21 protein-coding genes and 2 tRNA genes (1 of these 23 running past the window's edge) are annotated in these 22,303 nt (G+C 57.7%); 14 read left to right on the forward strand and 9 right to left on the reverse strand.

Translation table 11 applies throughout. From position 1 onward, the window contains the following. Both HMPREF3143_RS13175 and HMPREF3143_RS13180 read left to right on the forward strand, forming a co-directional pair. A tRNA-OTHER gene (locus HMPREF3143_RS13175) sits at positions 1 to 33 on the forward strand; it begins 53 nt to the left of the window's first position. A 45-nt stretch (positions 34 to 78) separates the two neighbouring features. Continuing rightward, a tRNA-Pro gene (locus tag HMPREF3143_RS13180) sits at positions 79 to 155 on the forward strand. Positions 156 to 661: 506 nt separating this feature from the next. Here the strand turns inward: HMPREF3143_RS13180 and HMPREF3143_RS13185 are convergent. The 5 genes from HMPREF3143_RS13185 to hemC form a co-directional block, all read right to left on the reverse strand. Beyond that, positions 662 to 1,873: an MFS transporter gene (locus HMPREF3143_RS13185; RefSeq protein WP_044597486.1), complete on the reverse strand. Its 1,212-nt coding sequence runs from the start codon at positions 1,871 to 1,873 to the stop codon at positions 662 to 664. Between the two features lie 172 nt (positions 1,874 to 2,045). Next, a complete protein-coding gene (hemY, locus tag HMPREF3143_RS13190) occupies positions 2,046 to 3,245 on the reverse strand; it encodes a protoheme IX biogenesis protein HemY (RefSeq protein WP_070533335.1) in 1,200 nt (399 codons plus the stop codon). A 2-nt stretch (positions 3,246 to 3,247) separates the two neighbouring features. Continuing rightward, complete coding sequence (hemX, locus tag HMPREF3143_RS13195) at positions 3,248 to 4,444, reverse strand: uroporphyrinogen-III C-methyltransferase (protein WP_023326285.1); 1,197 nt, start codon at positions 4,442 to 4,444, stop codon at positions 3,248 to 3,250. A gap of 20 nt (positions 4,445 to 4,464) precedes the next feature. Continuing rightward, the gene (gene hemD / locus HMPREF3143_RS13200) at positions 4,465 to 5,205 is read right to left on the reverse strand and encodes a uroporphyrinogen-III synthase (RefSeq protein ID WP_021242845.1); all 741 of its coding nucleotides are present in this window, start codon (positions 5,203 to 5,205) and stop codon (positions 4,465 to 4,467) included. After that, positions 5,202 to 6,143 (reverse strand): hydroxymethylbilane synthase, encoded by a 942-nt coding sequence (gene hemC / locus HMPREF3143_RS13205; protein WP_032622927.1) that lies wholly within the window; start codon positions 6,141 to 6,143, stop codon positions 5,202 to 5,204. Before hemC ends, hemD begins: the two co-directional genes overlap by 4 nt. A 349-nt stretch (positions 6,144 to 6,492) precedes the next feature. Between hemC and cyaA the strand changes: the two genes are divergently transcribed. After that, entirely contained in the window at positions 6,493 to 9,036 is a 2,544-nt protein-coding gene (gene cyaA, locus HMPREF3143_RS13210) for a class I adenylate cyclase (RefSeq protein WP_070533337.1), read from the forward strand. Positions 9,037 to 9,125: 89 nt separating this feature from the next. Here cyaA and cyaY read toward each other — a convergent pair whose 3' ends face one another. After that, positions 9,126 to 9,446 (reverse strand): iron donor protein CyaY, encoded by a 321-nt coding sequence (cyaY, locus tag HMPREF3143_RS13215; protein WP_008501546.1) that lies wholly within the window; start codon positions 9,444 to 9,446, stop codon positions 9,126 to 9,128. 135 nt (positions 9,447 to 9,581) lie between these two features. Here cyaY and HMPREF3143_RS13220 point away from each other — a divergent pair, with 135 nt between their 5' ends. From HMPREF3143_RS13220 to corA, 8 genes are all read left to right on the forward strand, one after another. Then, on the forward strand, positions 9,582 to 9,785 hold the full coding sequence (locus HMPREF3143_RS13220; RefSeq protein ID WP_021242847.1) for an LPS translocon maturation chaperone LptM: 204 nt from the start codon (positions 9,582 to 9,584) through the stop codon (positions 9,783 to 9,785). A gap of 35 nt (positions 9,786 to 9,820) precedes the next feature. After that, positions 9,821 to 10,645 carry a diaminopimelate epimerase gene (gene dapF, locus HMPREF3143_RS13225; RefSeq protein ID WP_008501545.1) on the forward strand — a complete coding sequence of 275 codons (825 nt, stop codon included), beginning with the start codon at positions 9,821 to 9,823 and terminating at the stop codon, positions 10,643 to 10,645. Beyond that, positions 10,642 to 11,349: a DUF484 domain-containing protein gene (locus tag HMPREF3143_RS13230; RefSeq protein ID WP_008501544.1), complete on the forward strand. Its 708-nt coding sequence runs from the start codon at positions 10,642 to 10,644 to the stop codon at positions 11,347 to 11,349. Before dapF ends, HMPREF3143_RS13230 begins: the two co-directional genes overlap by 4 nt. Continuing rightward, positions 11,346 to 12,248, forward strand: a complete 903-nt coding sequence (gene xerC, locus HMPREF3143_RS13235) for a tyrosine recombinase XerC (RefSeq protein WP_008501543.1) — start codon at positions 11,346 to 11,348, stop codon at positions 12,246 to 12,248. The genes HMPREF3143_RS13230 and xerC overlap by 4 nt, the downstream gene beginning before the upstream one ends. Beyond that, positions 12,248 to 12,964 carry a 5-amino-6-(5-phospho-D-ribitylamino)uracil phosphatase YigB gene (gene yigB, locus HMPREF3143_RS13240; RefSeq protein ID WP_070533339.1) on the forward strand — a complete coding sequence of 239 codons (717 nt, stop codon included), beginning with the start codon at positions 12,248 to 12,250 and terminating at the stop codon, positions 12,962 to 12,964. Before xerC ends, yigB begins: the two co-directional genes overlap by 1 nt. A 107-nt stretch (positions 12,965 to 13,071) precedes the next feature. Then, positions 13,072 to 15,234 (forward strand): DNA helicase II, encoded by a 2,163-nt coding sequence (gene uvrD / locus HMPREF3143_RS13245; RefSeq protein WP_070533341.1) that lies wholly within the window; start codon positions 13,072 to 13,074, stop codon positions 15,232 to 15,234. Positions 15,235 to 15,383: 149 nt separating this feature from the next. Then, a complete protein-coding gene (gene ysgD, locus HMPREF3143_RS26095) occupies positions 15,384 to 15,440 on the forward strand; it encodes a YsgD/CorL family protein (protein WP_212743980.1) in 57 nt (18 codons plus the stop codon). 150 nt (positions 15,441 to 15,590) lie between these two features. Continuing rightward, positions 15,591 to 16,541, forward strand: a complete 951-nt coding sequence (gene corA / locus HMPREF3143_RS13250; RefSeq protein ID WP_008501540.1) for a magnesium/cobalt transporter CorA — start codon at positions 15,591 to 15,593, stop codon at positions 16,539 to 16,541. An 83-nt stretch (positions 16,542 to 16,624) separates the two neighbouring features. Here corA and rarD read toward each other — a convergent pair whose 3' ends face one another. Then, entirely contained in the window at positions 16,625 to 17,521 is an 897-nt protein-coding gene (gene rarD / locus HMPREF3143_RS13255) for an EamA family transporter RarD (RefSeq protein ID WP_008501539.1), read from the reverse strand. 51 nt (positions 17,522 to 17,572) lie between these two features. Then, the gene (gene yigI / locus HMPREF3143_RS13260) at positions 17,573 to 18,040 is read right to left on the reverse strand and encodes an acyl-CoA thioesterase YigI (protein WP_008501538.1); all 468 of its coding nucleotides are present in this window, start codon (positions 18,038 to 18,040) and stop codon (positions 17,573 to 17,575) included. Positions 18,041 to 18,203: 163 nt separating this feature from the next. Here yigI and pldA point away from each other — a divergent pair, with 163 nt between their 5' ends. From pldA to rhtC, 3 genes are all read left to right on the forward strand, one after another. After that, positions 18,204 to 19,073 (forward strand): phospholipase A, encoded by an 870-nt coding sequence (pldA, locus tag HMPREF3143_RS13265; protein WP_008501537.1) that lies wholly within the window; start codon positions 18,204 to 18,206, stop codon positions 19,071 to 19,073. Between the two features lie 90 nt (positions 19,074 to 19,163). Then, the gene (gene recQ / locus HMPREF3143_RS13270) at positions 19,164 to 20,993 is read left to right on the forward strand and encodes an ATP-dependent DNA helicase RecQ (RefSeq protein WP_021242852.1); all 1,830 of its coding nucleotides are present in this window, start codon (positions 19,164 to 19,166) and stop codon (positions 20,991 to 20,993) included. Between the two features lie 61 nt (positions 20,994 to 21,054). Next, positions 21,055 to 21,675, forward strand: a complete 621-nt coding sequence (gene rhtC, locus HMPREF3143_RS13275; RefSeq protein ID WP_010426287.1) for a threonine export protein RhtC — start codon at positions 21,055 to 21,057, stop codon at positions 21,673 to 21,675. Here the strand turns inward: rhtC and rhtB are convergent. Beyond that, positions 21,672 to 22,292: a homoserine/homoserine lactone efflux protein gene (gene rhtB, locus HMPREF3143_RS13280; protein ID WP_070533342.1), complete on the reverse strand. Its 621-nt coding sequence runs from the start codon at positions 22,290 to 22,292 to the stop codon at positions 21,672 to 21,674. The genes rhtC and rhtB overlap by 4 nt on opposite strands. Between the last annotated feature and the right edge of the window lie 11 nt (positions 22,293 to 22,303).

Genomic DNA, 22,303 nt, shown 5'->3' on the forward strand with positions numbered 1-22,303 from the left:
GATGTGGGGGTTCGAGTCCCCCCCCTCGCACCACGACTTTTTAAATGAATTGAACTAAAAATTCAAAAAGCAGTACATCGGCGAGTAGCGCAGCTTGGTAGCGCAACTGGTTTGGGACCAGTGGGTCGGAGGTTCGAATCCTCTCTCGCCGACCAATTTTGAACCCCGCTTCGGCGGGGTTTTTTGTTTTGTGCCACTTTTCACCCCTGTAGTGATTCCCCGACAGCGCCCTGTTTCATTGTCGCGATTCAGCGACATATAATGCATTGAAAATAAACATATTTACTATCCATAGGTTTTGCTGTCTCCTCCTGGCGACATATTTCTGCGTTGACCGATATGTTGTAGCGATTAAGACGACGCTTAACAGCATAATTTCCTTTTATCTTAAAATGTTGCGTCATGTAAAAGTTCTGCGTGTCATGTTGGCACGTTACGTGCAATAATATGCGTGTAGATGCTCATTCCATCTCTTATGTTCGCCTTCGTGCCTCATAAACTCCGGAATGACGCAGAGCCATTTACGGTGCTTATCGTCCACTGACAGATGTCGCTTCGGCCTCATCAGACACCATGGACATAACGTTGAGTGAAGCACCAAATATGTTGTCTTACAGACCTGTTTTAACGCCTGCTTTTATAGCAGGCGTTTTTTTATGCCTTATTCCCGATACCGGCGCACGATCAGGGCAACCATCACCAGGGCCGCTGACGAGACAGCATAGAGTGCGGCTACTGAGCCAAACCCGGCAGCCACTGCCGCTGCGATGCCGGTGAAGAGAGAGGCGCTGAGCGTTTGCCAGCGCCAGGCTTTACCACTGGCCGAAGCGGTTTGCGTAATATGAAAACTACTGAGAACGCCAAACGTCCCGGCCGCGAACAGAACATTCGAAGCCAGATGCGCGATAAAGATCATCCCCAGCGCACATGCCATCCACCCGGACAACAACGGCAGCATTCCATAAGCGGCCAGAAAGATGCCGAGACAAACGATGATGCGTGGCGTGCGAGCGGCAAAGCGCGTCAGGCTCTCTTTTTTTAGCAACATGGGGCCGCAAAGCTGTCCCAGGCTCCTTGCGAAAAGCAGCGGCAGAGCAAGGCCCGCCGCATCCTGAGGATGGATTTGCTGTGCCAGTGCCGGAAGCAGTGCCATGGCCGGCGAGCCGACGGCCGCCAGCGCTGGCAGGATGAGCAGACTGCGTTTCTGCCGAACGGTCAACGTCCGCCAGCGTAATGCCGCAGGGGCTTCCTCTTCCTCGAGGGACGGGAGTGATGGCGCTGAAAACCGGCGTCCAGCCAGCCATAGCATGAGCAGTGACCCGAGAAAGCTGGCGGCATCAATGGCCAGAAGGGTAAATACGGATATCTTCTGAAACAGCATCACGCCCAGGCCGGTCCCCAGCAAAACCTGAGAAGCAAAAATCACATTTTCCAGACAGGTCGCAGCAGGCAGCTCCGCTTCGCTGAGACCGCGCTTGAAGAGCAACGTCAGCGCGGGCCAGCTCATCCCGCTGAGCAGCGCTTCGGTGGATTGCACGGCGAGTAACGCGGTAACGCTGTGATAACCCACACCAAGGAGGGGAAAGAGCAGGGCGAGCAATCCCAGCGCCTCGGTCAGTATCAGCAGGGCGATCGGAGAACATCGGGAGCACAGCTTTTCGCCGATCGTACTCCCGATAAACCCCGGCACCGTAGCGAAAAGAAAAGCGAGGGTGAGCAGTGCGGGCGGGGCTGACCATGCTAACAGCAAGCCGAAGACCACGACCTGGGTTAAGCCATTCCCCAGCGAAGAAAAGATAAAAGCACAAGCAAGGAGGCGCAGCCAGCGGTGGCAGCGCAGCGCTTCAATCAGCGCATAGAGAAGCGAGTTCATGACGATTTCCTTTCAAAAACGATTTAATCCACGCTGCAGAATGTGCGCGTGTGTGAGAAAAAGTTAATGAAAAGAGATCGTTACATTGGCGGGCTCGTTTGCGGATGCAGGTGTAAAGAATGTAGCAGCAGAAAGGCGATAAAAAAAGGAGGCCGTTTGGCCTCCTTTTTGATTATTGCTGGGTACCGTTGTTTTGCAGGGTCAGCAACAGCCCGTCACGGCGCATGGCGGCGGCCTCTTCCGGCTTATGCTGCTTGTCCAGCGTATCGGCAAGCCAGGCGTAGTCGAAGGCGTCCGGACGCTGCTTCAGCGCTGCACGGAAGGCGAGGCTCGCCTCCTGCCATTCGCCGTGCTTCATCAACGACTGGCCGAGCGTGCTCCACAGCAGCGGTCGATCGCCGACGGTTTTAATCTGCTGACGCAGCACTTTTTCGATTTGCTCAGGATTGTTGGTTTTCAGGCGCGGGATCACCATCACCAGACGATCGTCGTACTGACGCTTCAGACCGTCGAGGAGGATCTCCTGAGCCGTGTCGTGATCGTCACACTCGATGAGATGTTCCGCCATCGCCACCTGCAGAGGAACCTGCTGACGCGTTTTACGGCTCTGATTCTTCCACCACGTTTTCAGACCGTCGCTTCCCAGGTCTGCGCGCGCCTGATCCATCAGGCCAATCCACGCCAGACGCTGAAGCTCATCACGATGTTCATCGTCGCCCACCTCGGCCTTCACCATCGACGGAATGATGTCCAGCAGTGAGCCCCAGGCGCCGGTACGAATATAGGCCTGCTCGGCAAGGCGCAGCACTTCCGGATGACGCGGCGCGACTTCCAGCAGACGGTCAATGCCGTGGCGAGCCGCGTGATTCTCATTGCGTGCCAGCTGCAGACGAACGCGCGTGATTTCCACCGGAATCGGGTCGCCGTGAGCCAGCTCAGCCGCACGCTCCAGGTGCAGATTAGCGCGGGCTTCGTCACCACGCTGCTGCGCCGCTTCGGCCGCCAGCAGATAGTTCACCACCGGCTGTTCGGCATGGTCGGCGTTTTTCGACATCAGCTTTTCAACCTGCTGATAGTCACCCTCTGCGAGCTTAAGCAGCGCCTGCTCGGTCTGTTTACGGGCGCGGCGGCGCTTACGGCCAACGAACCAGCCGCGGGTATGGGCACCGGTACGGAAAATACGGCGCAGGATCCACTCGATCGCAAACAGCACCACCACGCCAAGGATCAGAATGATCGTCAGACCCGTTACGCTGGTTTCAATGTTGTAGTTATCGGTCTGGATCAGGACATAACCCTGATGACCCGCAAGCATAGGTCCCAGGACGATCCCGGCGATCAGCAGGATAAAGAGTAAGAGGACTTTTAGCATCGTTACTCTCCCTGCGGTGCGCTTTCAGGCGCAGGAGCCGGAGCAGGTGCCGCTCCGCTCGTCTGCTCAGCCGGCACGCCCGGCTGCGCCAGCAGGTTACGCACGCGCGTCTGCATCAGTTTCTCCAGAATCGGCTGGCTGGTCAGCTTGTCCGGCACGTTCATGGTGATGTTCTGCTGGCTCAGCTTATCAATGTCTTCAAGGAAGGCGGTGGTCGTCGCATCATCGGTGTTGTAGTAAGCGCGTACCCACGTTGAGACGTTATCCAGCGCCTGTTTATAGGTCTCTTCCTGATGACGCGGCACGGCCTGGGCCGCCACCAGCAGGCGGGAACGAATGTTCTCGCGCAGATAGATGTCCTGGTTCGGCGCGAGCAGCGGTACGGCAGTTTCGTCGCGACGGCGGATAGTGATAAAGCTGTCCATAAAGTTCTGCCAGCTTTTCTGCAGGTTTATGCGCCATTCGCTCAGCGAGCTGGAAAGCTCTGTACCGTCGGAATCCATCGGGGAGTCGTCGTCGTTGTTATCCGCCAGCTGCAGGTTATCAATCTGATTCGACAGCTGATTCACTTTAAGGATAATGCCGTCGTAATCCACCTGCGAAACGGCGGAGAGGCTGGCGATGTCTTCGGTAATCGCGCGACGGGCGGTAATGAGGCTCGGGTCGTTCATGTCTGCCAGGCTTGCATCGGCGCTTTTCAGCAGCGCGGCGGCAGTGGTGACGTCCTGATCGCTCCAGAGCTTACGTCCGGCGAGCTTCACCAGGAAGTCAGCCTGCGAGAGCAGCCAGGTTTTGGCATCGGTGCCGGAAATCGTGGCGACTTTCTGCTGAACTTCACCCAGCTGTTTGGTCAGCTCTTCCTGTTTGCTGTTCGCTTCGGCAAGCGCGGCGGCCTGCTGCTTAATCACGGCTTCCAGCTCGGTTTTCTGCGTCTCCTGCTCTTTTTGCAGGGCAGTGAGCTGATTCACCAGCGCATCGCTGGTGGACGTCTGGTTAGCGCTCTGTTGCTTCACCAGCCCGTACAGGCCAACCCCCGCTGCCAGCGCAATGGCGATGGCAATCGCGCTCAGCGTGAGGCTTGTTTTGTTGCTGCCGTTTTTCTTCTCAGCGGTTTTCTCAGTCGTCTCTGGCTGTGGCGTCGTCTCCACAGTCTCCCTGGTCTCTTCAACCACGGCGGAGGATTTGTCGTGTTCCGTCATTATGGCTTCCCATTTGAGAGTTATTGTAATGCGCGCAGCAGCGCATCGTTGTCGGCGTTATCAGCGATCCGAATATCCTGCCAGCCCAGTTCCCGGGCCTGGTTCGCCAGACGCTCACTGACGACCAGAAGCCGACAGCGGAGTAACCAGTTTTCGCGATACCAAAGCGGTATCAGCGTCCAAAGCTGTTGTAACATTTCACCGCTGGTGACCACCAGTGTATTGATGCCTCGCGCGTGCCAGCGCATCGCCTCTTCCGCGCCATCGTAGTGTTTTGCACAGCGCTGATAGCACTCAACGAACGTCACGTTCGCACCACGTTCACGCAGCGTTTCGCCCAGCAGCTCGCGCCCCCCATTGCCGCGCAAAATGAGCGCACGCTTTCCGGCAACAGTTTGTAATTCAGGTAATTGTAGCAAGACTTCAGTGATTTCCCGATCTAACGGGTAACGAACGTCCGCGCCGCTTACGGTATGCAGCGCCAGTGCCGTTGTGCGGCCAATCGCGAAATAGCCGGGGGCGGTTGGCCAGGCCATGTCCTGCTGCTGCAGCTGTGCGTGGGCAAATTCCACGGCATGCTGCGACAGCGCAAACAGCAGGTCACCGTCCTGAAGGGTATTCATCTGGTCGGCGAGCGCAGAGAGCTCGCGACCGGGGGAGAATTCAATGAGCGGAAAACTCCAGGCCACCTGCCCCAGTGCGCGCAGACGGCTCACTAACTGCTCTCCTGCGGGAGAAGGGCGGGTGACGAGAATACTCATGCAGGGGGCTCTCCATTATATACGTCAGCCAGGATCTCGCGGGCGCCGTTATCCAGTAACTCTTCCGCCAGCGACACGCCAAGCTGCTCGGCATCTTGCGCGTTACCGCGACGTTCGCCGCGCACCATCTGCGAACCGTCCGGGGCGCCTACCAGCGCGCGCAGCCACAGTTCGCCATTCGTCAATTCAGCATAGCTGCCAATTGGCACCTGGCACCCGCCTTCGAGGCGGGTATTCATCGCCCGCTCCGCTTTTACGCGCGTAGCGGTTTCTTCATGATTCAGTGGGGCAAGCAGCTCGCGAGTACGCGCATCGTCCAGACGGCACTCGATGCCGACGGCACCCTGGCCAACAGCGGGCAGTGAGAGCTCTGGCGGCAGCGCTACGCGAATACGTTCTTCCAGCCCCAGACGCTTCAGGCCGGCAACGGCGAGAATAATGGCATCGTAATCGCCGTTATCCAGCTTGCCCAGACGCGTGCCGACGTTACCGCGCAGCGAGCGGATGATCAGGTCAGGACGACGCTCCGCCAGCTGACACTGACGGCGTAAACTCGACGTGCCAACCACGCTACCCGCTGGCAGCGCGTCGAGCGAGTCATAGCGGTTAGAGACAAACGCATCGCGCGGGTCTTCGCGCTCGCAGATGGTCACTAGCCCCAGCCCTTCCGGGAACTCGACGGGCACATCTTTCATCGAATGTACGGCGATATCGGCGCGGTTCTCAAGCAATGCCAGTTCCAGTTCTTTGACAAACAGGCCCTTGCCGCCCACTTTCGCCAGCGGCGTATCGAGGATCACGTCACCGCGCGTGACCATCGGCACCAGCTCGACGCGCAATCCACTGTGGCAGGCTTCCAGGCGCTGCTTCACATAATGTGCCTGCCAGAGCGCGAGAGGGCTTTGGCGTGTGGCAATTCTCAAAACATTGTCTAACATGCTTGTTACCGTCATTATCAATCGCTAACCATCCTAACATTGTTGACTCTGGGATGGCAGTTTTACGGTTGATGAAGAGTGAGAGGGACAAGGCGGCGTATTCGTCAGCCAGAGCCGTATTCAGGAATTTACACGTACAGAACGGTGCTACACTTGTATGTAGCGCATCTTTCTTTACGGTCAATCGGCAAGGTGTTAAATTGATCACGTTTTAGACCATTTTTTCGTCGGTACCACCAAAAATGATAAGGGCGAAAAAGGGTAACGGTTATCTTTTTGAAATACTGCGGGTCCGCTGTTACTCGTGTTTTGAATAGCTGCGACACCCGGAAACATCAGGCGATACGTCTTGTACCTCTATATTGAGACTCTGAAACAGAGACTGGATGCCATAAATCAACTGCGTGTGGATCGCGCGCTTGCTGCTATGGGCCCTGCTTTCCAGCAGGTATACAGTCTGCTGCCGACATTATTGCACTATCACCACCCGCTGATGCCTGGCTACCTTGATGGTAACGTTCCCCAGGGCATTTGCCTTTTCACGCCTGATGAAACCCAACAGCATTATTTGAACGAGCTGGAACTCTACCGCGGCATGCCGCCGCAGGAGTCCCCAAAAGGTGAACTGCCGATTACCGGCGTTTACTCAATGGGGAGCACCTCATCGGTAGGGCAAAGCTGTTCTTCGGACCTGGACATCTGGGTCTGCCATCAGTCCTGGCTCGATAACGAAGAGCGTCAGCTGCTGCAGCGTAAATGCAGCCTGCTGGAGAGCTGGGCGGCATCGCTCGGTGTGGAAGTGAGCTTCTTCCTGATTGATGAAAACCGTTTCCGCCATAACGAAAGCGGCAGTCTGGGTGGTGAGGACTGCGGCTCGACCCAGCACATCCTGTTGCTGGATGAATTCTACCGTACTGCTGTGCGTCTGGCCGGGAAGCGTATTCTGTGGAATATGGTCCCGTGCGAAGAAGAAGAGCATTACGATGACTACGTCATGTCGCTTTACGCGCAGGGCGTACTGACGCCAAACGAATGGCTGGACCTCGGCGGTCTCAGCTCACTGTCTGCGGAAGAGTATTTCGGCGCAAGCCTCTGGCAGCTCTATAAGAGTATCGACTCACCGTACAAAGCGGTGCTGAAAACGCTGCTGCTTGAAGCCTACTCCTGGGAATACCCGACGCCGCGCCTGCTGGCGAAAGACATCAAGCAGCGCCTGCACGACGGGGAGATCGTCTCCTTCGGGCTGGACGCCTACTGCATGATGCTGGAGCGCGTAACCGAATACCTGAAAGCCATTGATGACACCACGCGTCTGGACCTGGTACGTCGATGTTTCTATCTCAAAGTCTGTGAGAAGTTGAGCCGCGAACGCGCCTGCGTGGGCTGGCGTCGTGAAGTGGTCAGCCAGTTAGTCAAAGAGTGGGGATGGGACGACGCGCGTCTGTCCATGCTCGACAACCGGGCCAACTGGAAAATCGATCAGGTGCGTGAAGCGCACAACGAACTGCTCGATGCGATGATGCAAAGCTACCGTAATCTGATCCGCTTTGCGCGCCGTAACAACCTCAGCGTTTCCGCCAGCCCGCAGGACATCGGGGTATTGACCCGTAAGCTGTACGCCGCGTTTGAAGCGCTGCCGGGTAAAGTCACGCTGGTTAACCCGCAGATTTCGCCTGACCTGTCAGAACCGAACCTGACGTTTATCTACGTGCCGCCGGGCCGCGCGAACCGCACCGGGTGGTATCTGTACAACCGTGCGCCAAGCATGGATTCCATCATCAGCCATCAGCCGCTGGAATATAACCGCTATCTGAACAAGCTGGTGGCCTGGGCCTGGTTTAACGGCCTGCTCACCTCGCGCACGCGCCTGTTTATCAAAGGCAACGAGGTGGTCGATCTCGCTAAGCTGCAGGAGATGGTCGCGGATGTGTCGCACCACTTCCCGCTGCGTCTGCCTGCGCCGACGCCAAAAGCGCTCTACAGCCCGTGCGAGATTCGCCATCTGGCGATCATCGTCAACCTGGAATACGACCCGACGGCGGCCTTCCGCAATCAGGTGGTCCATTTTGACTTCCGCAAGCTGGACGTCTTTAGCTTTGGCGAGCAGCAAAACTGCCTGGTGGGCAGCGTGGACCTGCTGTACCGCAACTCGTGGAACGAAGTGCGTACCCTGCACTTCAACGGCGAGCAGGCGATGATCGAAGCGCTGAAAACCATTCTTGGCAAGATGCACCAGGATGCCGCGCCGCCGGACAGCGTGGAAGTGTTCTGCTACAGCCAGCACCTGCGCGGGTTGATTCGTACCCGCGTGCAGCAGCTGGTCTCCGAGTGTATCGAGCTGCGTCTCTCCAGTACCCGTCAGGAAACCGGGCGCTTTAAAGCGCTGCGCGTCTCCGGCCAGACCTGGGGCCTGTTCTTTGAACGTCTCAACGTCTCGGTACAGAAGCTGGAAAACGCCATTGAATTCTACGGCGCGATTTCGCATAACAAGCTGCATGGCCTGTCGGTGCAGGTAGAAACCAACCACGGTAAGCTCCCGCAGGTGGTGGACGGCTTTGCCAGTGAAGGGATTATTCAGTTCTTCTTTGAAGAGTCGGGCGACGATGCCGGGTTCAACATCTACATTCTGGATGAGACCAACCGCGCCGAGGTGTATCACCATTGTGAAGGCAGTAAAGAGGAGCTGGTGCGCGACGTCAGCCGCTTCTACTCCTCTTCGCATGACCGCTTTACCTACGGCTCAAGCTTTATCAACTTTAACCTGCCGCAGTTCTACCAGATTGTGAACGTCGATGGCCGTGCACAGGTGATCCCGTTCCGCACTCAGGCCGTCACGCCTGCCGCGCCTGCCAATCAGGACACCGCGCCGCTGTTGCAGCAGTATTTCTCCTGAGCCTTTGCGCCGGGTGGCTAATGCTTACCCGGCCTACGGTTCGAGCCGTTGTAGGCCCGGTAAGGCGCAGCCGTCACCGGGCAACAAAACTACCTGAAACGCACTTCCTCACCCGCCTGCGCGGTCGCGGCCTGTTCCAGCAGATCCCAGAACGGTACGCCGCTACGGTCGCACACCCACTCATCACCCTTCAGATCGAAGTGATAGCCGCCCTGTTTGGCCGCCAGCCACACCTGGTGAAGCGGCTCCTGACGGTTAATAATAATTTTGCTGCCATTTTCGAAGCTCAGGGTCAGAATACCGCCGTTGATTTCACAATCGATATCGCTGTCGCCGTCCCAGTCGTCAAGACGCTCTTCGATGGTCATCCACAGGTTGTCGGCAAGGCGATGGAATTCACTGTCGTTCATGGTTTTGTTCCTGTTTTTCGTGATGCCGGCAGTATAACCCTAAATAATTCCCGTTGCAGGAAAGCGGCAAACTCTTGCTTTTGTGTCTTCTCCTGCGATGATAGAAACAGATTTGAACTTACGGGCAACTTTATAATGAAAAACGCTTTCCGAACGCTTGCCGTTCTCATCACGCTGTTTAGCCTGACTGGCTGCGGACTGAAGGGACCACTGTACTTTCCTCCTGCGGATAAAACCGCACCGCCGCCGACGAAACCGGTTAACAGCGGCATTGAGTCTTCCACGCCAGATACTAACGACCGTGGCGACAACGGCGGCCCGACTCAGGTTAATCTCTGACGACAACGTTCTGTACCCGCGCAATGGAGCAAATGATGCAGTTCTCTAAAATGCATGGCCTTGGCAACGATTTTATGGTCGTCGACGCGGTAACGCAGAATGTGTTTTTCTCACCGGAACTGATCCGTCGTCTGGCGGATCGGCATCTGGGCGTGGGGTTCGATCAGCTGCTGGTGGTTGAGCCGCCGTACGATCCCGACCTCGATTTCCACTACCGTATTTTTAACGCGGACGGCAGCGAAGTGAACCAGTGCGGCAACGGCGCGCGCTGTTTCGCCCGCTTTGTCCGCCTGAAAGGGCTGACTAACAAGCGTGATATTCGCGTCAGCACGGCCAATGGTCGCATGGTGCTCAGCGTCACCGATGATGAGCTGGTGCGCGTGAACATGGGCGAGCCTAACTTCGAGCCTTCCGTCGTGCCGTTTCGCGCAAACAAAGCGGAAAAGACCTATATTATGCGGGCGGCCGAGCAGACAGTATTGTGCGGCGTCGTCTCTATGGGTAACCCACACTGCGTGATCCAGGTTGATGATGTGGAAACCGCGGCGGTCGAAACGCTCGGCCCGGTGCTGGAAAGCCACGAACGTTTCCCGGAGCGCGCGAACATCGGTTTTATGCAGGTGGTGAAGCGCGAGCACATTCGTCTGCGGGTTTACGAGCGCGGTGCGGGCGAGACGCAGGCCTGCGGAAGCGGAGCCTGTGCGGCAGTGGCCGTGGGCATCTCCCAGGGGTTACTGGCTGAAGAGGTTCGCGTGGAATTACCGGGCGGTCGGCTTGATATCGCCTGGAAAGGACCGGGTCATCCACTGTATATGACGGGCCCGGCGGCACATGTCTATGACGGGTTTATCCATCTATGAAACAACCAGGGGAAGAACTGCAGGAAACAGTGACGGAACTGGACGACAGAGCTGTTGTTGATTATCTGCTGCGCAATCCTGAGTTTTTTATTCGCAATGCACGCGTCGTCGAAGAGATGCGCGTGCCGCATCCGGTTCGCGGAACCGTGTCGCTGGTGGAATGGCACATGGCGCGCGCGCGCAACCACATCAGCCAGCTTGAAGAGAACATGACGCTGCTGATGGAGCAGGCCAGCACCAACGAAAGCCTGTTCTATCGTCTGCTGCATCTGCAGGCGCGTCTGGCGTCGGCGCACAGTCTTGACGAGTTCCTCAGCCGCTTCCACCGCTGGGCCCGCGAGCTGGGGCTGGCGGGTGCAACGATTCGTCTTTTCCCTGACCGCTGGCGCATCGGCGCACCGTCGGGATTTACCCATCTGGCACTGAGCCGTCAGGCATTTGAACCGCTGCGCATTCAGCGTCTGGGCCATGAGCACCACTATCTGGGGCCGCTTAACGGACCTGAGCTGCTGGTGGTGTTACCGGAGGCCAAAGCGATTGGCTCGGTGGCGATGTCGCTGATGGGGCGCGATGGCGATCTGGGCGTCATCTTATTTACCAGCCGCGACGCGCATCACTATGAGCAGGGGCAAGCCACGCACCTGCTGCAGGAGATCGCCCTGATGCTGCCCGAGCTGCTGGAGCGCTGGATTGAGCGCGTATGACGGACGGACTGCTCGCCACTGACGTCTCGCGCTTTCTGCGCTATCTCGGCGTGGAACGCCAGCTTAGCCCCATTACGCTGCTTAACTATCAGCGTCAGCTTGATGCCATCATGCAGATCGCCGACGAGATCGGCCTGAAAAGCTGGCAACAATGTGACGCTGCGACGGTACGCGCGTTCGTCGTGCGTAGCCGTAAAAAAAATCTCAGCCCGGCGAGCCTGGCGCTCAGGCTCTCAGCGCTGCGCAGCTTCTTCGACTGGCTGGTCAGCCAGGGCGGCATAAAAGCCAACCCGGCAAAAGGGATCGCCACGCCGAAAGCGCCGCGCCATCTGCCTAAAAATATTGACGTTGACGACGTAAACCGCCTGCTGGATATCGATCTGAACGATCCGCTGGCCGTCCGCGATCGCGCGATGCTGGAGGTGATGTACGGTGCCGGGCTGCGTTTGTCTGAACTCGTCAACCTTGATCTCAAGCATCTCGACCTGGAATCGGGCGAAGTGTGGGTAATGGGGAAGGGCAGCAAAGAGCGCCGCCTGCCGATTGGCCGCAATGCGGTTTCCTGGATTGAGCACTGGCTTGACCTGCGCGGGCTGTTTGGCACCGACGAAGATGCGCTGTTCCTGTCGAAACTCGGCAAGCGGATCTCGGCGCGTAACGTGCAGAAGCGCTTTGCGGAGTGGGGCATTAAGCAGGGGCTGAACAGCCACGTGCATCCCCACAAGCTGCGCCACTCTTTTGCAACACACATGCTTGAGTCGAGCGGCGATCTGCGCGGCGTGCAGGAACTGCTTGGCCACGCGAACCTATCGACCACACAAATTTATACCCACTTAGACTTCCAACACCTTGCCTCGGTGTATGACGCGGCGCATCCACGCGCCAAACGGGGGAAATAATGCGTTTTTACCGCCCACTCGGTCAGATCTCAGCCCTGACGTTTGACCTTGATGACACTCTTTATGACAACCGCGAGGTGATCCTGCGTACCGAGCAGGAGTCGCTGGCGTTTGTGCAGAACTACCATCCCGCGCTGAAGACGATGCAGAACAAGGACTTCCAGAAGCTGCGTCAGTCCCTGCGGGAGACCGAGCCGGACATTTACCACGACGTGACCGAATGGCGTCGTCGCGCGGTTGAGCAGGCGATGCTGAACGTGGGGCTGAGCGCGCAGGATGCCGCCATTGGGGCAGAAGCGGCCATGGAAAACTTCGCCAAATGGCGCAGCCGTATCGACGTGCCGCAGGAAACCCACGACACGCTGGCGACGCTTGCCGAAAAGTGGCCGCTGGTGGCCATCACCAACGGCAATGCCCAGCCGGAGCTGTTCGGCCTCAGCGATTACTTTGAATTCGTGCTGCGTGCGGGTCCTCACGGGCGCGCGAAGCCGTTCAGTGACATGTACCATCTGGCGGCGGATAAGCTTAACCTGCCGCTGGGTAAGATCCTGCACGTGGGGGATGACCTGACCACAGACGTGGCCGGCGCTATCCGCTGCGGCATGCAGGCCTGCTGGATCAAGCCGGAAAACGCTGACCTGATGAGCGCCTCCGATAGCCGTCTTCTGCCGCACGTGGAAATTTCGCGGTTGGCATCCCTCACGACGCTGATATAATCACCAGTAATATTGTATAAATTACCAGGGTTTTGCTGTTGTAGGCCCGGTAAGCGAAGCGCCACCGGGCGTTTTGCTCTGTTCCTGAATACTATGTGACGGTGCCAATGGACGTTTCTTACCTGCTCGACAGCCTTAATGACAAACAGCGTGACGCGGTTGCCGCCTCGCGCACCAACCTGCTGGTGCTGGCTGGAGCGGGCAGTGGTAAGACGCGCGTGCTGGTTCACCGTATCGCCTGGCTGCAGAGCGTGGAAAACTGCTCGCCGTACTCCATCATGGCGGTCACGTTCACCAACAAGGCGGCGGCGGAGATGCGCCACCGCATCGCCCAGCTGATGGGCACCAGCCAGGGCGGCATGTGGGTCGGCACCTTCCACGGTCTGGCGCACCGCCTGCTGCGTGCGCACCACATGGACGCCAACCTGCCGCAGGATTTCCAGATCCTCGACAGCGAAGACCAGCTCCGTTTGCTGAAGCGCCTGATCAAGGCGATGAACCTCGACGAGAAGCAGTGGCCGCCGCGTCAGGCGATGTGGTACATCAACGGTCAGAAAGACGAGGGGCTGCGCCCGCACCACATTCAGAGCTTCGGCAACCCGGTCGAGCAGACCTGGCAGAACGTCTACAAGGCCTATCAGGAAGCGTGCGATCGCGCCGGCCTGGTGGATTTCGCCGAGCTGCTGCTGCGCGCTCACGAGCTGTGGCTCAACAAGCCGCACATTCTGCAGCACTACCGCGAACGCTTCACCAACATTCTGGTGGACGAATTCCAGGATACCAACAACATCCAGTACGCATGGATCCGCCTGCTGGCCGGCGATACCGGCAAGGTGATGATCGTGGGCGATGACGACCAGTCGATCTACGGCTGGCGCGGGGCGCAGGTGGAGAACATTCAGCGCTTCCTCAACGATTTCCCCGGCGCGCAAACCATCCGTCTGGAGCAGAACTACCGCTCTACCAGCAATATCCTGAGTGCGGCTAACGCCCTGATTGAGAACAACAACGGGCGTCTGGGTAAAAAACTGTGGACCGACGGCGTCGACGGCGAACCGATTTCGATTTACTGCGCCTTCAACGAGCTCGACGAAGCGCGCTTCGTGGTCAACCGCATCAAAACCTGGCAGGAAAACGGCGGCGCGCTGGAGCAGTGCGCCATTCTCTATCGCAGCAACGCCCAGTCGCGCGTGCTGGAAGAGGCGCTGCTGCAGGTGGGGATGCCGTACCGCATTTACGGCGGTATGCGCTTCTTCGAACGTCAGGAAATCAAAGATGCGCTCTCGTATCTGCGTCTGATTGCCAACCGTAACGACGACGCGGCGTTTGAACGCGTGGTCAACACGCCGACCCGCGGGATTGGCGACCGTACGCTGGACGTGGTGCGTCAGGCCTCGCGCGACCGTCAGCTGACGCTGTGGCAGGCGTGCCGCGAGCTGCTGCAGGAAAAGGCCCTTGCCGGACGCGCGGCCAGCGCCCTGCAGCGCTTCCTTGAACTGATTGACGCCCTGGCGCAGGAAACCGCCGACATGCCGCTGCACGTGCAGACCGACCGGGTGATTAAAGACTCCGGCCTGCGCACCATGTACGAGCAGGAAAAAGGCGAGAAGGGCCAAACCCGTATTGAGAACTTAGAGGAACTGGTCACGGCAACGCGCCAGTTCAGCTACAACGAAGAAGACGAGGACCTGATGCCGCTGCAGGCATTCCTCTCCCACGCCGCGCTGGAAGCGGGCGAAGGGCAGGCGGACACCTGGCAGGATGCGGTTCAGCTCATGACGCTGCACTCCGCCAAAGGTCTGGAGTTCCCGCAGGTGTTTATCGTTGGCATGGAAGAGGGGATGTTCCCGAGCCAGATGTCGCTGGATGAAGGCGGACGTCTGGAAGAGGAACGCCGTCTGGCCTACGTGGGCGTGACGCGAGCGATGCAAAAGCTGACGCTGACCTATGCTGAAACCCGCCGTTTGTATGGCAAAGAGGTCTATCACCGTCCGTCGCGCTTTATCGGTGAACTGCCGGAAGAGTGTGTCGAAGAGGTACGTCTGCGGGCGAGCATCAGCCGTCCGGTCAGCCATCAGCGCATGGGCTCGCCGATTGCGGAAACCGACACCGGCTACAAGCTGGGCCAGCGCGTGCGCCATTCGAAGTTTGGCGAAGGCACCATTGTGAATCTGGAAGGCAGCGGCGAGCACAGCCGCCTGCAGGTGGCGTTCCAGGGGCAGGGGATCAAATGGCTGGTGGCCGCCTACGCGAAGCTGGAAACAGTCTAACTTTCAGAAAAATATCATTATTTTGTAATAATCTGCTAGCCTTATACGTTGAAGGTCAATTAATGCCCTTCAGCGTTTCGTTGCGTGTTGACGCCACAGTTATAGCTGGCGTAACATGCGCGCACGATTACGCTAAGAGGACATTCGCCTTGGACACACCCAGTAGATACTGGCTCAATTCCCTGTCATCCAGGAACAACTCCTAAGGCTATCTCCTCTTGCTGATGGCCTTAGTGGTTGTCAGCGACTGCATTATTCCCGTCGCGCTGAGTCAGGCTGTTTAATGGTCTGAAACCCAATTTGTTTCTGTGTGCCCACCGAACTGTCCGATATTTTTTGCATTGGGAGTCCCGGTCATGTTGAGCGCATTTCAACTCGAAAATAACCGACTGACTCGGCTTGAAGCCGAAGAGTCACAGCCCCTCATTGATGCCGTATGGGTGGATCTGGTCGAGCCGGACGACGATGAGCGCCTTCGCGTACAATCTGAGCTGGGGCAAAGCCTGGCAACGCGCCCGGAACTGGAAGACATCGAAGCATCCGCCCGTTTTTTTGAAGACGAAGACGGCCTGCACATTCACTCCTTCTTCTTCTTCGAAGATGCCGAAGACCACGCGGGCAACTCCACCGTGGCGTTTACCATTCGCGACGGTCGTCTGTTTACCCTGCGCGAGCGTGAGCTACCGGCATTCCGCCTTTACCGCATGCGCGCCCGCAGCCAGGCGATGGTGGACGGCAACGCCTATGAGCTGCTGCTCGATCTGTTCGAGACCAAAATTGAACAGCTGGCGGATGAAATTGAAAACATCTACAGCGATCTGGAAAAGCTGAGCCGCGTGATCATGGAAGGCCATCAGGGCGATGAGTACGACGAAGCGCTCTCAACGCTGGCGGAGCTGGAAGATATCGGCTGGAAGGTGCGCTTGTGTCTGATGGATACCCAGCGCGCGCTGAACTTCCTGGTGCGCAAGGCGCGTCTGCCGGGCGGTCAGCTGGAGCAGGCGCGTGAGATCCTGCGCGATATCGAATCCCTGCTGCCGCACAACGAATCCCTGTTCCAGAAGGTCAACTTCCTGATGCAGGCGGCGATGGGCTTTATCAACATCGAGCAGAACCGCATCATCAAGATCTTCTCGGTGGTGTCCGTGGTGTTCCTGCCGCCGACGCTGGTGGCGTCCAGCTACGGGATGAACTTCGAGTTTATGCCGGAGCTGAAGTGGAGCTTTGGTTACCCGGGGGCGATTATCTTCATGATCCTCGCCGGGCTGGCACCGTATCTGTACTTTAAGCGTCGTAACTGGCTTTGAGAATCCGCCCGGTGGCGCTACGCTTACCGGGCCTACAGATCTTGTAGGCCGGATAAGGCGCAGCCGCCATCCGGCAAAAAGGCCTACAGCCCTTTGCGCCCCCTGCGCTGGGTATAAATCGCATCCGCAACAAAGATCGCCAATGCCACCCAGATAAAGGCGAACGTCACCATCTTATCCGCACCCGGCACTTCGCCGTAAAACACCACTGCCAGCAGGAACATCAGCGTCGGGCCAATGTACTGGAAGAAGCCCAGCGTGGAGAGACGCAGGCGCGTCGCTGCACCGGTGAAGCACAGCAGTGGAATGGTAGTTACCACGCCCGCCGCCATCAGCATCAGGTTCAGCGACCACGGATTGCTGCCCATGTGGCTGGTTGGGCTGTCGGCGATGCCGAAGAGATAAATCGCCGCCACCGGCAGCAGCCACAGGGTTTCAAACAGCATCCCCGTCTGCGCTTCCACCGCAATCTTCTTACGCACCAGGCCGTAGAAGGCAAAGCTGAACGCCAGACCAAGGGCGATAATTGGCAGCGAGCCGAACGTCCACAGCTGCACCAGCACGCCGCAGAAGGCCAGAATCACCGCCACCCACTGCATCCGGCGGAAGCGCTCACCGAGGAAAATCATCCCCAGCACGATGTTCACCAGCGGGTTAATGAAGTACCCCAGGCTCGCTTCGAGCATGTGATGGTTATTCACTGCCCAGATAAACAGCAGCCAGTTACCGCCAATCAGCACGGCAGAGAGCGCCAGCAGGAAGATCTTCTTCGGGGTCTGCAGCAGCGTTTTGACGCCCGACCACTGACGGCTGAGGCTCATCAGCGCAATCATAAAGAAAAACGACCAGATGACGCGGTGAGTGAGGATCTCATCAGCCGGAACGTAGGCGATTAGCTTGAAGTACGCCGGGGCGATACCCCAAATAAAATAAGCGGCAAGGGCGAGTAAAACGCCCTGCCGCGTCTGTTTAGCATCCATCGGGAAAATCCGTTACAAAAAAGTGAATCAATTTTACCCGATTTTGCCGCCTCAACCCACCATATAAGTGGCGGTTGCGCTGGCGATATAAACCTGTTCTTCGTTGTGTAATTCCACGCGCGCCACGGCAACTTTATTCCCGGCGCGCAGCAGGCTGCTGGTACAGGTGAAGCGGTTTCCGCGCCCCGGGCGAAGATAGTCGACGCGCAAATCAATGGTGCCCATGCGCGCCAGACGCTGGCGAAGTTCGTCTTCGTTGATGGTGTCATGGCGCGTCAGCGTACTGCCCACGCAAACCAGTCCTGCCGCCACGTCCAGCGCGGAGGCAATCACGCCGCCGTGTAAAATACTTTGCGCCCAGTTCCCGACCATCATCGGCTGGTTATTGAAACTCAGCTGGGCAAAGTCTTTCTCGTAACGCTCCAGCTCCAGTCCCAGCGCACGGTTAAACGGCATATGGTAAACAAATATCTCGCCCACGAGTTTTAACACTTCTTCGGCGGTAAGCATGGCTGACATGAGGCATCACATCCTTATTGTTAACGAAATGTTGATTTTATGCCTCAGCAACAAGGAATGCTACTTTCAGAAACGAGGATGCAGCAGTTGTCGCAGAAGTCTGTAGAATGTTCACCACATAACTATTCAGGTAATTTTACTCTTTTGCAGGAGAACACCACCGATGCGGACGTATCTGGCCTGGTTACTGGCGGCGATTTCGCTGCCCCTCACAGCCTATGCGCAGGAAGCGACAATTAAAGAGGTGCATGATAAGCCTGCCGTGCACGGTAGCATTATCGCGAACCTTCTTCAGGAGCATGACAATCCGTTCACGCTCTATCCGTACGACACCAACTACGTGATTTACACCCAGACCAGCGACCTCAACAAAGAGGCGATAAGCTCCTATAACTGGTCTGATAATGCGCGTAAAGATGAGGTGAAGTTTCAGCTCAGCCTCGCGTTCCCGTTCTGGCGCGGCATTCTGGGGCCGAACTCAGTGCTTGGTGCGTCTTACACGCAGAAGTCCTGGTGGCAGCTCTCTAACAGCGGGGAATCCTCGCCGTTCCGCGAAACCAACTACGAGCCGCAGCTGTTCCTCGGCTTCGCAACGGATTATGAATTCGCCGGCTGGACGCTGCGTGACGTCGAAGTGGGCTTTAACCATGATTCTAACGGCCGTTCCGATCCGACTTCCCGTAGCTGGAACCGCGCCTATACGCGCCTGATGGCGCAGAACGGTAACTGGATGGTGGAAGTGAAGCCGTGGTATGTAGTCGGAAGCACTGATGACAACCCGGACATCACCAAATACATGGGCTACTACCAGCTCAAAGTCGGCTATCAGCTGGGCGATGCCGTACTGAGCGCGAAGGGGCAGTATAACTGGAACACCGGTTACGGCGGCGCGGAAGTGGGCTTAAGCTATCCTATGACGAAGCACGTTCGCATCTATACGCAGGTCTACAGCGGTTACGGCGAGTCGCTTATCGATTACAACTTCAACCAGACCCGCGTCGGCGTGGGTGTGATGCTGAACGATATTCTCTAGGTTGCTCGAATGTTTTTGCGTTAAACGTTGAAGTTTCTCTCTCAGGCGCTGAAAATAGCGCCTGTTTTATTTTTCGCATATGGGGTTAATGTGGCGCAGGCGGAAGTATTGAATCAGGAGTCGCTGGCTAAACAGGTTTTGCATGAAACCTTTGGCTACCAGCAGTTCCGCCCTGGCCAGGAAACCATCATTGAAACGGTGCTGCAAGGCCGTGACTGCCTGGTGGTGATGCCGACCGGCGGCGGTAAGTCCCTCTGTTATCAGGTGCCCGCGCTGGTGCTGAACGGCCTGACGGTCGTGGTATCCCCGCTCATTTCGCTAATGAAAGACCAGGTTGACCAGCTGCTCGCCAACGGCGTCGCGGCGGCCTGTCTGAACTCGACGCAAACCCGGGAGCAGCAGCAAGAGGTGATGGCCGGGTGCCGCACCGGGCAGATCCGCCTGCTGTATATCGCGCCGGAACGCCTGATGCTGGATAACTTCCTCGACCATCTCGCGCACTGGAATCCGGTTCTGCTGGCGGTGGATGAAGCGCACTGTATCTCCCAGTGGGGACACGATTTCCGCCCGGAATACGCCGCCCTCGGCCAGCTGCGTCAGCGCTTCCCCGAGCTGCCGTTTATGGCGCTTACCGCCACGGCGGATGACACCACGCGCCTGGATATCGTTCGCCTGCTGGGGTTGAACGACCCGTATATTCAGGTCAGCAGCTTCGACCGCCCGAACATCCGCTACATGCTGATGGAAAAATTCAAGCCGCTGGATCAGCTCCTGCGCTACGTCCAGGAGCAGCGCGGCAAGTCCGGCATCATCTACTGCAACAGCCGCGCAAAGGTGGAAGACACCGCTGCGCGTCTGCAAAATCGTGGCTTTAGCGCGGCGGCATACCATGCCGGGTTAGAGAACCACATCCGTGCCGACGTGCAGGAAAAATTCCAGCGCGACGACCTGCAAATCGTCGTCGCGACGGTGGCGTTCGGGATGGGGATCAACAAGCCCAACGTGCGCTTTGTGGTGCATTTCGACATTCCGCGCAATATTGAATCCTACTATCAGGAAACCGGTCGCGCCGGGCGTGACGGCCTGCCTGCGGAAGCGATGCTGTTTTACGATCCGGCCGATATGGCGTGGCTGCGCCGCTGTCTGGAAGAGAAGCCGCAGGGGCAGCTGCAGGATATCGAGCGCCACAAGCTCAACGCGATGGGCGCGTTTGCCGAAGCGCAAACCTGCCGTCGTCTGGTGCTGCTCAACTACTTTGGTGAAGGGCGGCAGGAGCCGTGCGGTAACTGCGATATTTGCCTGGATCCCCCGAAACAGTACGATGGCCTGATGGACGCGCGTAAGGCGCTCTCGACCATTTACCGCGTGAACCAGCGCTTCGGAATGGGCTACGTGGTGGAAGTGCTGCGCGGTGCCAACAACCAGCGTATTCGCGATATGGGCCACGACAAGCTGCCTGTCTACGGTATTGGCAAGGACCAGAGCCACGAGCACTGGGTCAGCATCATTCGCCAGCTGATTCACCTCGGCTTTGCTACGCAGAACATTGCTCAGCACTCCGCGCTACAGCTGACCGAAGCGGCGCGTCCGGTGCTGCGCGGTGACGTTGAACTGAAGCTCGCCGTGCCGCGCGTGGTCGCCCTCAAGCCGCGCGTGATGCAGAAATCCTACGGCGGCAACTACGACCGCAAGCTGTTCGCCAAACTGCGCAAGCTGCGTAAGGCCATCGCTGATGAAGAGAACATCCCGCCATACGTGGTGTTCAACGACGCGACGCTCATTGAGATGGCCGAGCAGATGCCGCTCAGCGCCAGCGAAATGCTCAGCGTCAACGGCGTCGGTACGCGCAAGCTGGAGCGCTTCGGTAAAGAGTTTATGGCACTCATCCGTTCCCACGTTGATGGTGATGATGAGGAGTAGTCAGCCGGGCGAAAAGGTGCCAGGATGATGACTCACTGAATTATTTCCCCGCGAGCTAATTATGTTAATGCTATTTCTCACCGTGGCGTTAGTGCACATCGTTGCGCTGATGAGCCCGGGACCTGACTTTTTCTTCGTGTCGCAAACGGCCGTCAGCCGCTCCCGCAAGGAGGCGATGATGGGTGTGCTCGGTATCACCATGGGCGTTATGGTCTGGGCGGCGGTTGCGCTGCTCGGTCTGAACCTGATCCTGGCGAAGATGGCCTGGCTGCATAACATCATTATGGTCGGCGGCGGGCTGTACCTGTGCTGGATGGGTTACCAGATGCTGCGCGGGGCGCTGAAAAAAGAAGAGAAAAAACCGGAAGAGCCAAAGGTCGAGCTGGCAACGGGCGGCCGCAGCTTTGTAAAAGGGCTGCTGACCAACCTGGCGAACCCGAAAGCGATTATCTATTTCGGCTCCGTGTTCTCGCTGTTTGTGGGTGATAGCGTCGGTGCGGGCGCACGCTGGGGCATCTTCCTGCTGATCGTCGTTGAAACCTTTGCCTGGTTTACCATCGTGGCCAGTCTGTTCGCCTTACCGGCGATGCGCCGCGGCTACCAGCGTATTGCGAAGTGGATCGACGGCTTCGCCGGCGCGCTGTTCGCCGGCTTCGGCATTCATCTCATCATTTCTCGCTAAGCATGACGCGCTGACGCAAGCAGCGCGCCAACCAGCATAAACAGCGAACCAAAGACTTTATTCAGGGCCTTCATCTGCTTAGGCCCTTTAATCCACGCCGCAATCCGCTGCGCCAGCGTCGCGTAACCAATCATGACGATAATATCGACGATAATGGTGGTCGCGCCCAGCACTACGTACTGCATCACCTGCGGCTGATGCGGCACGATAAACTGCGGGAACAGCGCGGCGAGGAAAACGATGCTCTTCGGGTTGGTCAGGTTGACGAAAACCGCACGCTTAAACAGATGACCGCGGTTTTGCGTCTGAGCGAGCGTATTCAGGTTAATGGAGCCTGCCGCGCGCCACTGCTGGATGCCGAGCCAAATCAGATAGGCCGCCCCGGCCCATTTCAGCACTTCAAAGGCCAGTACGGAGCGGGAGAACAGGGTGCCCAGACCAATCCCGACCAGCACGATATGAATGCCCAGCCCGGTCTGCAAACCGGCAATGGACGCCGCCGCGCCGCGATAGCCGTGGTTGATGGAGGTGGGCATGGTGTTAATGGCGCCCGAGCCCGGTGAAAGGCTAAGGATGATGGATGTCAGCAGGTAAGCGAACCACCACTCGAAGGTCATTTGAAACTCCC

This window comes from Enterobacter sp. HMSC16D10, from assembly GCF_001807145.1.
Classification (GTDB): Bacteria; Pseudomonadota; Gammaproteobacteria; order Enterobacterales; family Enterobacteriaceae; genus Enterobacter; species Enterobacter roggenkampii.